General features: G+C 46.8%; 17 protein-coding genes. 4 read left to right on the top strand and 13 right to left on the bottom strand.

Annotation, left to right across the window (positions count from 1 at the left end):
• Positions 1 to 384: 384 nt before the first annotated feature.
• The 3 genes from DXN05_RS09845 to DXN05_RS09835 all read right to left on the bottom strand — a co-directional run bounded on the left by DXN05_RS09845 (position 385) and on the right by DXN05_RS09835 (position 1,504).
• Entirely contained in the window at positions 385 to 873 is a 489-nt protein-coding gene (locus DXN05_RS09845) for a GNAT family N-acetyltransferase (protein ID WP_116847039.1), read from the bottom strand.
• Between the two features lie 106 nt (positions 874 to 979).
• The gene (locus DXN05_RS25235; RefSeq protein ID WP_147313877.1) at positions 980 to 1,261 is read right to left on the bottom strand and encodes a type II toxin-antitoxin system RelE/ParE family toxin; all 282 of its coding nucleotides are present in this window, start codon (positions 1,259 to 1,261) and stop codon (positions 980 to 982) included.
• A 3-nt stretch (positions 1,262 to 1,264) separates the two neighbouring features.
• Positions 1,265 to 1,504, bottom strand: a complete 240-nt coding sequence (locus DXN05_RS09835; protein ID WP_147313876.1) for a hypothetical protein — start codon at positions 1,502 to 1,504, stop codon at positions 1,265 to 1,267.
• A 49-nt stretch (positions 1,505 to 1,553) separates the two neighbouring features.
• Here DXN05_RS09835 and DXN05_RS09830 point away from each other — a divergent pair, with 49 nt between their 5' ends.
• Positions 1,554 to 1,814 (top strand): DinB family protein, encoded by a 261-nt coding sequence (locus tag DXN05_RS09830; protein WP_158559198.1) that lies wholly within the window; start codon positions 1,554 to 1,556, stop codon positions 1,812 to 1,814.
• Between the two features lie 234 nt (positions 1,815 to 2,048).
• Here the strand turns inward: DXN05_RS09830 and DXN05_RS09825 are convergent, their stop codons facing one another.
• Together DXN05_RS09825 and DXN05_RS24915 are read right to left on the bottom strand one after the other, a co-directional pair.
• The gene (locus DXN05_RS09825) at positions 2,049 to 3,383 is read right to left on the bottom strand and encodes a sulfatase-like hydrolase/transferase (protein WP_116847035.1); all 1,335 of its coding nucleotides are present in this window, start codon (positions 3,381 to 3,383) and stop codon (positions 2,049 to 2,051) included.
• A gap of 96 nt (positions 3,384 to 3,479) precedes the next feature.
• Entirely contained in the window at positions 3,480 to 4,691 is a 1,212-nt protein-coding gene (locus DXN05_RS24915) for a basic secretory protein-like protein (RefSeq protein ID WP_211330008.1), read from the bottom strand.
• A gap of 312 nt (positions 4,692 to 5,003) precedes the next feature.
• Here DXN05_RS24915 and DXN05_RS09815 point away from each other — a divergent pair, with 312 nt between their 5' ends.
• The gene (locus DXN05_RS09815; protein WP_116847034.1) at positions 5,004 to 5,606 is read left to right on the top strand and encodes a phosphatase PAP2 family protein; all 603 of its coding nucleotides are present in this window, start codon (positions 5,004 to 5,006) and stop codon (positions 5,604 to 5,606) included.
• A 17-nt stretch (positions 5,607 to 5,623) separates the two neighbouring features.
• On the opposite strand, the gene DXN05_RS24640 is transcribed toward DXN05_RS09815, so the two are convergent.
• Entirely contained in the window at positions 5,624 to 5,785 is a 162-nt protein-coding gene (locus DXN05_RS24640; RefSeq protein WP_158559197.1) for a hypothetical protein, read from the bottom strand.
• A 94-nt stretch (positions 5,786 to 5,879) separates the two neighbouring features.
• Here DXN05_RS24640 and DXN05_RS09810 point away from each other — a divergent pair, with 94 nt between their 5' ends.
• Complete coding sequence (locus tag DXN05_RS09810) at positions 5,880 to 6,428, top strand: glycosyl-4,4'-diaponeurosporenoate acyltransferase CrtO family protein (protein ID WP_116847033.1); 549 nt, start codon at positions 5,880 to 5,882, stop codon at positions 6,426 to 6,428.
• A gap of 145 nt (positions 6,429 to 6,573) precedes the next feature.
• Here DXN05_RS09810 and DXN05_RS09805 read toward each other — a convergent pair whose 3' ends face one another.
• Positions 6,574 to 7,785: an MFS transporter gene (locus tag DXN05_RS09805; RefSeq protein WP_158559195.1), complete on the bottom strand. Its 1,212-nt coding sequence runs from the start codon at positions 7,783 to 7,785 to the stop codon at positions 6,574 to 6,576.
• A 222-nt stretch (positions 7,786 to 8,007) separates the two neighbouring features.
• Between DXN05_RS09805 and DXN05_RS24910 the strand changes: the two genes are divergently transcribed.
• The gene (locus DXN05_RS24910) at positions 8,008 to 8,730 is read left to right on the top strand and encodes a hypothetical protein (RefSeq protein ID WP_211330007.1); all 723 of its coding nucleotides are present in this window, start codon (positions 8,008 to 8,010) and stop codon (positions 8,728 to 8,730) included.
• Between the two features lie 264 nt (positions 8,731 to 8,994).
• On the opposite strand, the gene DXN05_RS09795 is transcribed toward DXN05_RS24910, so the two are convergent.
• From DXN05_RS09795 to DXN05_RS09765, 6 genes are all read right to left on the bottom strand, one after another.
• On the bottom strand, positions 8,995 to 9,306 hold the full coding sequence (locus DXN05_RS09795; protein ID WP_116847031.1) for a Dabb family protein: 312 nt from the start codon (positions 9,304 to 9,306) through the stop codon (positions 8,995 to 8,997).
• A 70-nt stretch (positions 9,307 to 9,376) separates the two neighbouring features.
• Positions 9,377 to 9,937: a hypothetical protein gene (locus DXN05_RS09790; protein WP_116847030.1), complete on the bottom strand. Its 561-nt coding sequence runs from the start codon at positions 9,935 to 9,937 to the stop codon at positions 9,377 to 9,379.
• A 248-nt stretch (positions 9,938 to 10,185) separates the two neighbouring features.
• Entirely contained in the window at positions 10,186 to 11,073 is an 888-nt protein-coding gene (locus tag DXN05_RS09780) for a DUF5777 family beta-barrel protein (RefSeq protein WP_116847028.1), read from the bottom strand.
• Between the two features lie 5 nt (positions 11,074 to 11,078).
• On the bottom strand, positions 11,079 to 11,621 hold the full coding sequence (locus DXN05_RS09775) for a YceI family protein (RefSeq protein WP_116847027.1): 543 nt from the start codon (positions 11,619 to 11,621) through the stop codon (positions 11,079 to 11,081).
• A gap of 18 nt (positions 11,622 to 11,639) precedes the next feature.
• Positions 11,640 to 12,038, bottom strand: a complete 399-nt coding sequence (locus tag DXN05_RS09770) for a c-type cytochrome (RefSeq protein WP_158559193.1) — start codon at positions 12,036 to 12,038, stop codon at positions 11,640 to 11,642.
• A gap of 29 nt (positions 12,039 to 12,067) precedes the next feature.
• Positions 12,068 to 12,478, bottom strand: coding sequence for an OB-fold protein (locus DXN05_RS09765; RefSeq protein WP_116847025.1), 411 nt, complete (start codon positions 12,476 to 12,478; stop codon positions 12,068 to 12,070).

Raw genomic sequence — 12,478 nt, 5'->3', positions numbered from 1 at the left:
ACGCCAGTGCGTCTGAGATTTGAGTAAATTAAAAAAGTTGAGCAGTTAATTGATGTGCAGGATGCACTTTATACCGGGTAACTATTTTAGAGCAATGAGAGCAGCAGTAAGTGGGTAACATAAAAAAGGGAATTAGCGATTGATGTATTTGCAACAAAAAAAGGGAAAAGAATTTGAATAACCAATAGTGAAAACACTGTCAATCGTGAAAAACTATTGAAAAGGTTTAAGATCAATGCGCAATTCCTTGATTCTAATTGAATAAGATTCTGCCTTAAAATTTGAATGCGCTATTGAGATTGACATTTTAAAAGCAAAGTCGCCAATATGCCTCTTTGCTGCCTTTTTGCGGCTTTGCTCCTTTGTGGTCCTTGTGTGAAATAATTACCAACCAACAACCTTACTACGACGCTCCAACAACACCGTATCGCGCCATCTGTCGTTCATTTTACCGATCTTTTCCCGGTAACCTACCTGCCTGAACCCGGCCTGCTCGTGGAGTTTTATGCTGGCTATATTTTCGGGAAAGATACCGGCCTGTAATGTCCATATATTGTTTTGTTCGCTGGTAGTAATGAGCTCAGCCAGCAATATTTTCCCAACGCCGCGGCCGCGGTGTGCATCGCTGATATAGATGCTCACTTCCGCAACACCGGAATACACACTACGACTTGATACAGGCGTCAACGCAGCCCAGCCAACAACCGTTTGCCCATCTACCACTACCAGGCGACTATGCTGCAGGTGCGACTGATTCCACTGTTCCCATGAAGGAGCAGTTTGCTGAAAAGAAGCATTACCAGTAGCCAGGCCACTTTCATAGATCGCTTTTACCTCGGTCCAGTGATCTGCCAGCATCGCCAATACTTGCATAGGAGTATGTTTAATACGATGAATTTAAGGGAAGACATAAAAAAACAGCAATATCATTTGTTCAAAACAATATTGCTGTCAAAAATATATTGTACTCCGGAATAGTTTAATGTTTAGGCTGCCGTTTGGTATGAAAAAAGCTGTTTATAATAACATCCGAACCTTCAATCTCATACACAACAATATAGGGAAACCGATTAACTTTTATCCGTCTGAAGCAATTATTTATCGCCGTGTAATAAAATGGGTGCTCGCACAGTTTTTTATAGCAGCTTTCTATTTCTTCAATAAACTCATAACCCAATCCCTTCTTTTGTTCTTCATACCATTCAAAAGCAGCCTGCATTTCCAGAACAGCTTCTGTCTGCAATCGCAAATTATAACTCACTGATTATTTCTTTTTACCCGTAATTATATCTTTCGCATCATTCCAGTTATAGGTTTCACTTGTTCCACTTAATCTCTGCTCTCTGCGTTGCTCAAAACCCTGAATTTCAGCGGCAGTAAACTCAAACTCAAAATCGTCATCCCCATTATATTCCTTTGCCAGGGCATACATCAGTTTCAGTAACTTATCGTCACTTTTATCAATATATTGGTGCAGCTTCTGGCGCATTGACGTCACTTCCATAATTGCTGATTTATAACAAATTTACTTAAAATTACCGTTATCCCAAGTGGTGGATTTAAACCAACTGACACGCGACCTGGAGTTTACCCAAAAAGGTGTTCCACGCGCTGAGCTGATTGCAGCACTGGAAGCACTGATACCCATAATACGTACTACGCTGGAGCAATTACCGGAGAACAGCCAGGAAGCGCCTTTCCCCAGGTTCTTCGACGACAAGGAGGTCACAGTAAGTTATGTGCTGGTAACCTTGCTGGCACACATCAACTATCACCTGGGCCAGGTGAATTACCTGCGTCGCCTGCTTCATTAATACGTTGTTTATCATAAACCGACATCATCATGCAACACCCCACTACAGGCAGCATCAATGTAAAACAGGCAGTGCCTTTTTTTATGATGGCCGACATGCAACGCTCGCTGGATTTTACACGCGCATGTTGGGCTTTGCAGTAGAGATTACCTGGGAACCCGAAGGCTTTGTTGAAATGGTGCTGGTAAGAAACCATTACAGTGATCCGCATACAATGCCTGTTGTCAGCTGGTATTAATTGGGCACTGCGCCTGTGTACGCTTTCAATAAGGCAGTAAGCTCGTTTACCTTAACCGGGTTTTCTGCAGCAAGATTGGTGCGCTCGCGTATGTCCTGTTTCAGGTTGAAAAGTTCAACAAGCTGCGTGTGTTTTGCAGTGTCGCTTGTTATGCGAAGTTTCCAGTCGCCCACGCGAACGGCTTCGGGTAAGCCGTAGTTAACGTAGTAAATGGGGGCATGCACTTTGGCAGCTTTTTTTCCTGTAAGCAAATCACTCACCGATTCGCCGTCCAGCGTGCGGCCCTTTGGCAGCGGTGCTTTTGTCCATTGTGCCAGGGTAGGTAACACATCCATGCTGGTGAAGGATTCACTGATCACTTTACCGGCAGGCACATGATTTTTCCAGTACACGATAAACGGTACCCTATGACCACCTTCATAGGTCTCTCCCTTCTTACCCCTGAAAATGCCCGTGCTGCCTACATGCCAGGGCTTGGTTACACTGTCGGCTGCCATGCGTGCAGGGAAGTCAATCCATGGACCATTATCACTGCTGAATACCAGGATGGTGTTATCTGCAAAACCTTTGGCTTCTACTACTTTCCATAAGTCAGCAAGGCGTGCATCTATTTCTTCCACAACATCACCATATAACCCGCCTGCGGAGTGGCCGCTGAACTTACCCGAAGCAGCAACAGGCAAATGTGGCATATTGTGGGCCAGGTACAGGAAAAACGGTTTGTCTTTTGTTTGCTGCTGCACATATTTAATCGCTTCGCTGGTATATATGGAAGTGATGGAACTGTCTGCAGGTTTGTTGGATTCCGGCGTTCTGTCGCGGTACATTTTCAGCGTGGTATCTGTTACCACATAAGGATAGCGGTAGTCATGACTGTACAGCAAACCATAGTAATGATCAAAACCCTGTGCTGTAGGAAAGTTATAGGGTTGTATATCGCCCAGGTGCCATTTACCAATCATACAGGTATTGTAACCAACTGCTTTCAGCATTTCAGCGATGGTAACATCTTCATCAGGCAAGCCGATTTTATAACCGGGCGGTATAGGGAAGTTCAGCTGCGACCTGCTGGGATACCTGCCTGTAAGCAGTGACACGCGGGAAGGTGTGCACGATGGAGAAGTTACCATATAACCTGTAGCCTTCACGCCCTGTGTGGCCAGGTGATCGAGAAAGGGTGTTTGTATCAGCGGGTTACCATAAGTACCCAGATCACTGTAACCCATATCATCTGTAAGTACAATAATCACATTGGGCTGCCGTTGTGCAGTTGCGCGGCAGGCAAATAATAACAATGCAGGTAACAGCACAGAAAATATGCTTCCTTTCATAGTTGTTTCGTTGAGGTGGATAACAGGGTAAATATAATTAAAAAGCCGCCCTGTATTGCGACAGAACGGCTGTAAAGTGTAAATGATGCAGCGGCATTATTTCAGCATGCGCCACTCGGCCAGCTGAAAGTCGGGACTTCCGTTGTTGGCTGTAACCACCAGTTTATAATAGCTGTAGGTAGTTGTATTGCTGAAGGAATACTGTTTGGTTTGCGCACGGGAAATAAAGGACTGTGCGGTTTGGGTGTCGAGCGTTGTCCAGGTAGTGCCGTTGTTTGATCCCTGTATCTGCCAGCTCTTGGGGTCTCTGTCTGTATGGTCGTTACCGGATGTAAGCACATAGGCATTTGCAGCCTGCGCGCTGGTAAGGTGCTGCTGTATAGACAGGTTCACTGTATAACCCGCAGTAAAGAACTTAGTGTGAATGTTGTTGTCAATTACTTTTGAAGAACCTTCTACAGCACCGGTCCCGCCTGAGTTTTCCTGGCTAACGCTGAGTGTTGCGCCGGAAGTAATGTCTGTTTTGTTGCCTATCGGCGGCAGGTCTGCATCCAATGCCGGGTTCTGACCATATTGCTGCCACAGCTGGTCAACTGTTTTGCCGGTAAGCGTTACCCAGGTGTTGGAAGTGTAGGTTCCGCTGTGCAGCGCTGAGTTTAAGTTGTCTACAATCTGCGGATAGCCATGTTGCTGAATCCATACCAGGAAGCGTGCAGTAACGCGGTACGAATCGGTATAACTCTGGCTTGAGCTGTAAGCAGGCAAACTCCAGCCGGCTGCAGCATTGGCTACACCATACGTATACCGCGCATAGTCAGCAATGCCTTCTATCAGCCATACGGGGTTGTACGATGGATAAGCCTGTACAATGTGCATTACCTCATGGGTAACCACATCAATGTCTGTGGCATGAGATGCAAAGTAAGCAGCACTAAAGAAAGTGGAATCCCCGGCAGTAGCTGCCACACCGGAATAAGTGGTAGTCATAGTGAACTTAACTGTTTTGGGAGCAGCCGTGTTAAAACGCGCTACTTCCTGCGGGTACACAGTAAAAAATGCAGATACCATCTGGTTGCGCACGGTGGTATCGAAGTTGGGCGCATCGTTTCTGAAGATCAGCTTGTATGGCCCTTGTATGTAGGTAATGGTGCCTACAATAATGCCGGCGGCTGCCCTTGGCGTGGTGGCCGCTCCCTTTTCAGGCTGCAATGCCTGGTTTTTAGTACAGGCACTCAGTGCAAACAGTGTTGCAGTCAAAAACAAACTCATAGCAGTAAGCCGGTGACGGCGTAGCATGGTGGTTCTCATGATTGTTTATTTATAGTGTAAAAGATGCAGTTCAGCACTCTGACATAAACAAGGTTAGCTACAAGTTACTACTATAAGCATTTAGCTATCTATCACTACAGACTTTAATTTATTGTTCTTCCTGTATACGGGAAGCATGCCGGCCATATCACTGATCCGGCAGATCCTGCGGCGCTGTTTTTGGCGTTGTCGTTTTCATGCCTACCCATGTACAAATCACATTACTTCAGATTTCCGCCAGAATCGCCCGCTACATTTACTGAATATCTACTGCCGTTAGCCGCTAAATGGTATTAAAAAACAGTTCAAGCTATGTTGTGTTTTAAAAAAACTGCCCTTATTGCAGCTTTTGTTCCTGTGTTCTATTTCTTCAGTGTTCGTGCCGGTGCACAGGGATGGGATCTGAATCTTGCAAAAAGCATTAACCCGCAAAACCCCGGCTCGTCTTTCTGGAAAGGCGCCACATCGTCTGTATACCCGGTAGCCATCGCCATCCCTTTTGGCCAGCTGGCTGTTGGTCTTATCGGGCACGATAAGCTTACCCTGCATCGTGCATACGAAACCTTTGGCAGCATCCTGGTATCAACAGCCATATCGCAGGTACTTAAATCCAGCATCAACAGGCAACGCCCCGGCGAAAAGCATCCTGATGAAATATTCCCCTACAAACAGGAACACGGCAAATCGTTTCCTTCAGGCCATACCACGCTGGCCTTTGCCGCAGCCACGAGTTTAGCGCTGGAATATAAAAAATGGTATGTAGTAGTGCCTGCTTATATATGGGCCGGCTGCGCCGGTTATTCAAGAATTTACCTTGGTGAGCATTATCCTTCCGATGTGATCGGCGGGGCAGTAACAGGCGCAGGCAGCGCACTGCTTAGCCATTGGCTAACCAAAAAATTGTTGAAGCGGTAGAAGTATTATTGTATTGATCACTTGCTGCATTGCAGTAGCAGCACGCCATGCGCAGCCACTTTGCTGCTGTAGCGGTTAACAGTGCCGATGTCTTGCTGTTTCCATATATCACGCAGGTGTACTTGCCGGAGAATCCCATTTACCGCAAAGGCAACTGCATGATGGTGTCTTTTGCGCAAAGATTAAATAGTGCTGCGTATAATGTCTTTTCATCAGTACCATGTGATATCCACACCAGCGCATTGTTTCGCCGGCAATTGCTTATCTTACAGTATGTCATCGCAGCAGCAAACAGTATTGCAGAAAGCCGGGCGGCTCGCCGCACTGTACAACGCGGTGCCCAACTTTTTCTGGACCATACTGAACCTTACTCCTGCTGTATATTACTTTTATTTATACCTGCCGCTGAACTGGCTATGGCTGATTGCGCCTTTGTGTATACTGCCGTATTGCTTCAAACCTGCCCTGCTGGATAAAATGGTCATCAGTCAATCCAGGCATTGGTACCATCGCCTGGGAGTACACAGGGTACAGCAGTATGTGCAGCACGGCGTTATCATCAACCGCATCATCCGTCGCCGTTATCCTGCGTACCGCATCGTGTACAACAAAACCACGATAACCCGTAAAATCAATGAATCGTATATGTTCGAGCGCTTTCACCTCGGCATGTTACTGGCCTTCGCAGTATTGACAGCCCATGCATTGGTTACACGGCACTGGCAATGGGCGCTATTGCTGCTCCTGTGCAATATACTTTACAACGCCTACCCCATCCTGTTACAGCAATATGTGCGCTTACGCCTGAAACGTTTGTTATAAGCTGCAAGCTACGAGCAGCAAGCTTTGCTACCCCCTCCGCCTGCGGCGGGTGTGCTTGCACATTTCTACTACTCGCTAAGGTCATCCCGACTGTCGATTCCCGATGTTCTCCCTACTCACCACTCACTATTGACTATTCCCCCCTTCACACACTTCTTCTCTTTAACATCAACGTAAGCAGCAACGCCACCGTTAGCACCACACCCAGCAACACCACAATTCCATTCCATCCATAGCTGTGCATGGCCACTCCGCTGAAGCTGCCGAGCAAACTGCTGCCGATATAATAAAACAATAAATACAGGGAAGCAGCAACAGCCCTGTTATGCGGCGTTCGTGCACCTGCGCCGCTGCTGGCAATGGTATGCGCGCCAAAGAAACCAACAGTGAAAAGACATAAGCCCAATATCACAAACACAAGCTTATCAGGCCAGGTAAACAGCAAACCCAGTAATGACATACCCGATAGTATATTCAATGCCCGGTAAGCACCCAGTCGCTTGATAAGCGGCACAGCCACCAGAGAACCACCGATGCCTGCCGCGTACATCACAAAAATACAGGCAATCACCTGGTGCGGCAGCTGGAATGGCACTGCTTCCAAACGGAAGCCCAGGTAGTTGTATACACTTACAAAGGCACCCATGGCCAGCCCTGCGAATATGCATAAAGACAACAATACTTTGTCCTGCACACTTTTCAGCAAACCGGCAATCAATGCTTTCCGACTTTGTTTGCGTGGTTTAAAATGCCTGGAAGCAGGCAGGCGGCGCAAAAATTCGAACGATAACAAAAGACAGGCACAGCCGATAATGCATGAGATGGTTTGCCACGAAAACCATGCTGCCAGGAAATTGGCAACCACGCGGCCCGTCATGCCGCCAACAATAGTGCCTACAATATAACGGCTCATGGTACGGCTAAGCGCGGCAGGCGCAACTTCTTCGCCAATATAGGCCATGGCAATTGCTGCTACGCCGGATAGTGCAATACCCTTGCAGATGCTCAGTAAAACAAGTACAGGAAAATGATCCACAAACGCAGCTGCAATGGTAAGTACAGACGATATGATCATCGCCGCAGACATCAGTGATTTGCGTTTGAATTTGTCGGAAATAAATGTGCCGAGGAACAAGCCACAAGCCAGGCCCAGTGTGGCTGCAGAAATTACCAGGCTGCTGTGCGCCGGTGTAATGTTAAAATAGCGGGATAGCACAGGCAGCATAGGCTGCAAAAAATACAACTGTGCAAAAGTGGAAATTCCGGCAATCAACATTGCCCTGATAATCTGTTTATAATCCCTGCTCCCCTGTTCAGCAAACAGGCTGCTTTGTGTTGCCGTTTTTATCGTCTCCATACCTTCATCATTCAATTCACACTGTTCATGTAACCCTGGCCAATGCCGCTGCTTAAACGCTGCTGCCATGCAAAGGTATATCATTTCAAATAGAGTACTCCGGCAACGGGCGGCTGCATTGCCTTTCGTCAGCATCAGTCACCACTCCTGTTATTTTAAAGTACACTGCAACATACAACAGCGTATTTTCACCATGCCTGTTAGCACACCATCAGTAAGGCTTTGACTACAAGGCAGTATGGCATCACGAAACTGCAGCACGTACCAGCTTACCGGCAACTGCCGCCATTGCACAGCTCTGTAATACAACAAAACTTTACCATGAAATACTGCACCACGCTATTGCTTTGCCTCTGCTTTTATGTGTCACACGCGCAGAACAATCGTTTAACAGCAGACAGCACCCTGCGCATTCCGCCGCTGCAGTTCAGCCCGTCCGGCGAGCTGATTATTACTGCTTCGGCTACTTCCTCTCAAAATGATTTTGATTTCCTGGTAGGCAAATGGAAGATGCATCACCGCAGGTTAAACAAACGTTTGGAAGATTGCAAGGAGTGGACAGAATTTGAATCTACTGATGAAAACAGTAAAATACTCAACGGCATTGGTGATATTGACACCTACAAAACCACCGAAATGCCTGGTCTTGAAGGCAAGCCTTTTGAAGGTTTTACACTCCGTTTGTTTAATCCCCAAACCAGGTTATGGAGCCTGTACTGGGTGGCCAACAATACCGGCGTACTCGACCCGCCGGTAACAGGTTCTTTTGAAAACAATGTTGGACATTTCTTTGTGAAAGATACCTACAAGGGCAAAAACATCATCGTACTCTTCAGGTGGGATGTACGTGACAAAAACCACCCGGTATGGAGCCAGGCCTTCTCTGCAGACAATGGCACCACCTGGGAATGGAACTGGTATAACATTTCGTACAGGATTGAATGAAGCACTTTGAGCTGCGAGCTGCGAGCTTCTAGCTGCAAGCTTTGTTACGTACTACCGCCTGCGGCGGCATGTTCACATGCCGTTGCTTTTCGCTACGATCAACCTGATTGGAGAATAGCCAATAGCTGCTACCCGCCTTGCAACATCCCGCTCCATTCTTCGCTACGATCATCTCGACTCTCGATTCTCGACTCTCGAATTGGCCCTCACACCGACTGACGACTGACGATTCACGGTCATGACTGACGATTCACGGCTCACAGCTTACGCTTCTACCGGCACATAGTCAATTTCCATAAACTCCGCTACCTCGTTTACCCAACGCTGTTGTACAAAAGCTACGTGATCAGGATGATTGTTATAGTGATCATACGCAGCCTGATCTGCAAACTCCATTGAAAAACCAAACTGGTATTGGTTTTTAGGACTTACCTGTTTCAACTGTTCAAACTTTTCTACACGAGGTATGGCTGCCAGTATTTTGGCTGCTGTTAAAAAATCTTGTTCTGCTGCAGAACCCTGCGGATGCTTCAACGTAAAAACAACCGTATGCCTGATGAAATTGCTGTTGGCCATGTCATATAATTTAGTCTGTTAAATAGGCCGCTAAATATAAGAACTAGCAATCAAACCATAAAACAGCAGATCAATCATCCAATGACGGATGGTTTTCGATCACCTCTTTAAATTCCTTGATACCATCCACACCCGGTATAACACTGCCGAGGCTGCCCAGGATAGAATTAAGGTAACTGAGGAATTTCTTAAATGGCTTTACAAAAAAACGGTTCCTGAAATCAAAAAGGCCCGAGCGCTCTGTGGGTGTAATGGTGCTGCGCCAGCGGTAATTCAGCAGGCTGAACTTTACATCCAGCGAGGCGCCTGTAAAACCAATGCGGGCAAGCTCAGTGGTAAGTCTTTCACGGTAGGCAGGATCGTTTTCCATTGCATTGCGCATCACCAGTATTTCTTCCAGCAACTGGTAGCGGGCATCTTCAAACATGGCCTGCAGCGAGTTTTGCTGCAATACTTCGCCATAACCCAGCTCGTTGCTTACTTCAAAGAAATTAGAGAAGGTGGGATCAATAAACAGTTCCAGCACATCAGGCAGCTCTTCGAGAAAACGAAGTACCAGCTGTACTGCATCATTGTTATCAGAGTAATCAAAATCGAAGATGTTGAATGGTATCTGTGCCAGTCTGGCCATGGTGAATGAATTTAGATTGGTAGGACTATAGTAAGATAGCCAATATCTGCCGCTTTTGCAAGCATTGCAGCAGAACTATTGCTGCCTCACCCTAAATCATTACAAAGCCCTGAAAAGCCTGCTGTACCTGCATTTCCATATTACCTCCTGCAATAACGGTTAAGTATTGGATTCTGCCAGGGGTATAAAAAAGCCCTGCAATGAATACATTCACTACAGGGCCAGGAGCAATATATGCAATGATTACTTTACTTCTTCTTCCAGTTAAAGGCACGTGATATGTTGAAACCGAAAAAGATATCACCGTTTTTCCACTGGCCGGTTGTTTTGGTAAGATAATAAGGACCCACCATGCCTTCCGAATTACTGAACACCAGCTGAAACACGTGACCGCCGGTTTCAATATCCAGTCCCAGTGAAAGCGAAGGATGTACATCTACAGATACAACCTGGTTTTTCGGCAGCCAGTTGTACTCTGCATTGATACTCATGCGGCGTGTAATTTTCATGCGGCCGCCAATGCCTAAAGTGAAAATATCATTCTTGTCTTCCGGTGTTCCAACCAGGTTCAGGTGTGTCCAGCCGGGTGTTAACTGTAACGATAAAGCGCGGGTAAATTTTCGTGCCAGCAACAGCTCTGTAGTATAGCCCGTGCGGTAGCGCGCATTGAGGTAAGGCTTATCTGTATACCGTTGCGTGTAGTTGGTAATTAAACCATAAATGCTCGCAGAAAAAGGCATGTTTTTATCATTCTGCTGTAACAATTTATACTTGATATTGCCATCAAAAGCTTTATCAACAGAACTGCGGCCGATGCCCACACTCAGGCGGTCAGACAGGCCATAATCCAGCCCGAAACGGATAGAGGCATTGTCTAGCCCAAACAGTTCATACGCGCCCTGGTTCAGCTTGCCAAACCGGTGCATGATAATAAACTGCAGGCTGTGACGTGCAGGTGATTCAATGGTTGGGGTATTGACAATTTGCGTAGCCTTAAAGGTGCCGGTTACCTTTTGCGGTCCGGCATTTACATCCAGTGAATCGTTCAGTAAGCGCAGCATGCTCGAATCCTGGGCAGCAGCGCGTTGTGCCAGTACCAGCAGTGGCAGGCATAGCAGCAGGTAATATTTGCTCATACTGTTTATTTTGAAGGAAGGCAGTCTGCCTGAACCTGTACTTTAATTTCTTTTGCTATTTTCTCTCTTACCAATGCAGGAATGGTAATGTTATAGTCTTCAGGTTTTACCGTAAAGTTGCCTTTTGCACTCAGCTTGCCTTGCTGGATTGTGACCGTGGCAGGCATGGTGACCGGTTTGGTTACGCCGTGGAAGGTAAGCTGGCCGTTTACCTGCACAGGATATTCGCCCGGGGCAGTACCTATATTGCCTTCCATGGTACCGTTAAATGAAGCTTTGGGGTATTTGTCAGATTCAGCGTAGTTCTCATTAAAATGCTGCTGCATCAGTTCCTTTTCAAACAAAAAGCCCTTCACCAGTAATGTAAATGCCAGTGCTTTTTTAGTGGGGTCAATCACCGCGTATACCTGTTTGTTTTCGGCCTTTACGCTTTCCTGGGAAGTAGTGCTATAGAAACCTACAAAACCGCTGCGGGTAAAATAATTTTGTGCTTTTGCGGTGCCGGCTATAGCTGCTATGGCCAGTACCATGATCAGTTGCTTCATCATACAAGTGTTTTTAGATGGTTAATTATCCTGGGCGCCATTGGCGATCCAGCTCCTGATTTTATTAATATCGCAATCGCTGAGTTTAGGTGCGCCTTCAGGCATGGCCGGGTAACCGGATGCATGTGTAATTACGCCGATGAGGTTGCCATTGGTGGCCTGCTGTTTAACATTGGCATAGCTGCCCAGTGTAACACCGCCGTTTACATTGCCGTTGGCATGACAACTGTAACAATTGGCCTGCAGGATAGGCTGCACTGCCGTGCTGTACTTGCTATTGACGGTATCGCAGGTTACAATGGTTGTATCGCCGCCATTGCCTTCGTTCTTTAGTTCTGTTTCATTGGTCTTGGCGCATCCCGTTACCAGCCATGCCAAGGCACACGCTGCCACGCCTGCTGTTACAAGCACTCTTTTCATACTCCCTGTTTTATAATTAGTGAAAAAGGTTATGGTAAAACAATGGCATCTACCAGGTTTACATCCATTAAAAAACCTGTGCATTTGCCTTTCACCTGCAGTTGCATGCCTTGTTTAATAGGTTTGGAATCGCCCGGCTGCATACTGCAATTGATGGTACCCGCAGCACCTGTTTCGAGCAATATGGTTGGGGCATTGGGCTGCGACTGGTCAACAGACTGCACCACGCCTGATACAGCGATTACCTTGCCCAGGAACATACTGTCTGCCGCATGTTCATTTGCCGCATACAACCGGTACAATTCTGCAGCAGATAAAGTGCGGTCTGTTTGCTGATCTGCCACGCCTGCCCTTGGCTTGTTATACATGCGATAGCCCCAGGCAGCCACTGCAAGGCAAACGATCACCACTGCGAAAAAAATGATCTTTTTCGTTGACAT

It is taken from the genome of Deminuibacter soli (genome assembly GCF_003412455.1).
GTDB classification, from domain to species: domain Bacteria; phylum Bacteroidota; class Bacteroidia; order Chitinophagales; family Chitinophagaceae; genus Deminuibacter; species Deminuibacter soli.
This window is presented reverse-complemented; position numbering and strand designations above follow the sequence as displayed.

Excerpts from the sequence above, each read along its gene's own strand:
- DXN05_RS09765 (WP_116847025.1), bottom strand. The coding sequence starts at position 12,478 with ATGTCAACGAAAAAGATCATTTTTTTCGCAGTGGTGATCGTTTGCCTT.
- DXN05_RS09790 (WP_116847030.1), bottom strand. The coding sequence starts at position 9,937 with ATGGCCAGACTGGCACAGATACCATTCAACATCTTCGATTTTGATTAC.
- DXN05_RS09810 (WP_116847033.1), top strand. The coding sequence starts at position 5,880 with ATGTCATCGCAGCAGCAAACAGTATTGCAGAAAGCCGGGCGGCTCGCC.
- DXN05_RS09835 (WP_147313876.1), bottom strand. The coding sequence starts at position 1,504 with ATGGAAGTGACGTCAATGCGCCAGAAGCTGCACCAATATATTGATAAA.
- DXN05_RS09770 (WP_158559193.1), bottom strand. The coding sequence starts at position 12,038 with ATGAAAAGAGTGCTTGTAACAGCAGGCGTGGCAGCGTGTGCCTTGGCA.
- DXN05_RS09805 (WP_158559195.1), bottom strand. The coding sequence starts at position 7,785 with ATGGAGACGATAAAAACGGCAACACAAAGCAGCCTGTTTGCTGAACAG.
- DXN05_RS09815 (WP_116847034.1), top strand. The coding sequence starts at position 5,004 with ATGTTGTGTTTTAAAAAAACTGCCCTTATTGCAGCTTTTGTTCCTGTG.
- DXN05_RS09825 (WP_116847035.1), bottom strand. The coding sequence starts at position 3,383 with ATGAAAGGAAGCATATTTTCTGTGCTGTTACCTGCATTGTTATTATTT.
- DXN05_RS09780 (WP_116847028.1), bottom strand. The coding sequence starts at position 11,073 with ATGAGCAAATATTACCTGCTGCTATGCCTGCCACTGCTGGTACTGGCA.
- DXN05_RS09775 (WP_116847027.1), bottom strand. The coding sequence starts at position 11,621 with ATGATGAAGCAACTGATCATGGTACTGGCCATAGCAGCTATAGCCGGC.
- DXN05_RS09795 (WP_116847031.1), bottom strand. The coding sequence starts at position 9,306 with ATGGCCAACAGCAATTTCATCAGGCATACGGTTGTTTTTACGTTGAAG.
- DXN05_RS09845 (WP_116847039.1), bottom strand. The coding sequence starts at position 873 with ATGCAAGTATTGGCGATGCTGGCAGATCACTGGACCGAGGTAAAAGCG.
- DXN05_RS24915 (WP_211330008.1), bottom strand. The coding sequence starts at position 4,691 with ATGAGAACCACCATGCTACGCCGTCACCGGCTTACTGCTATGAGTTTG.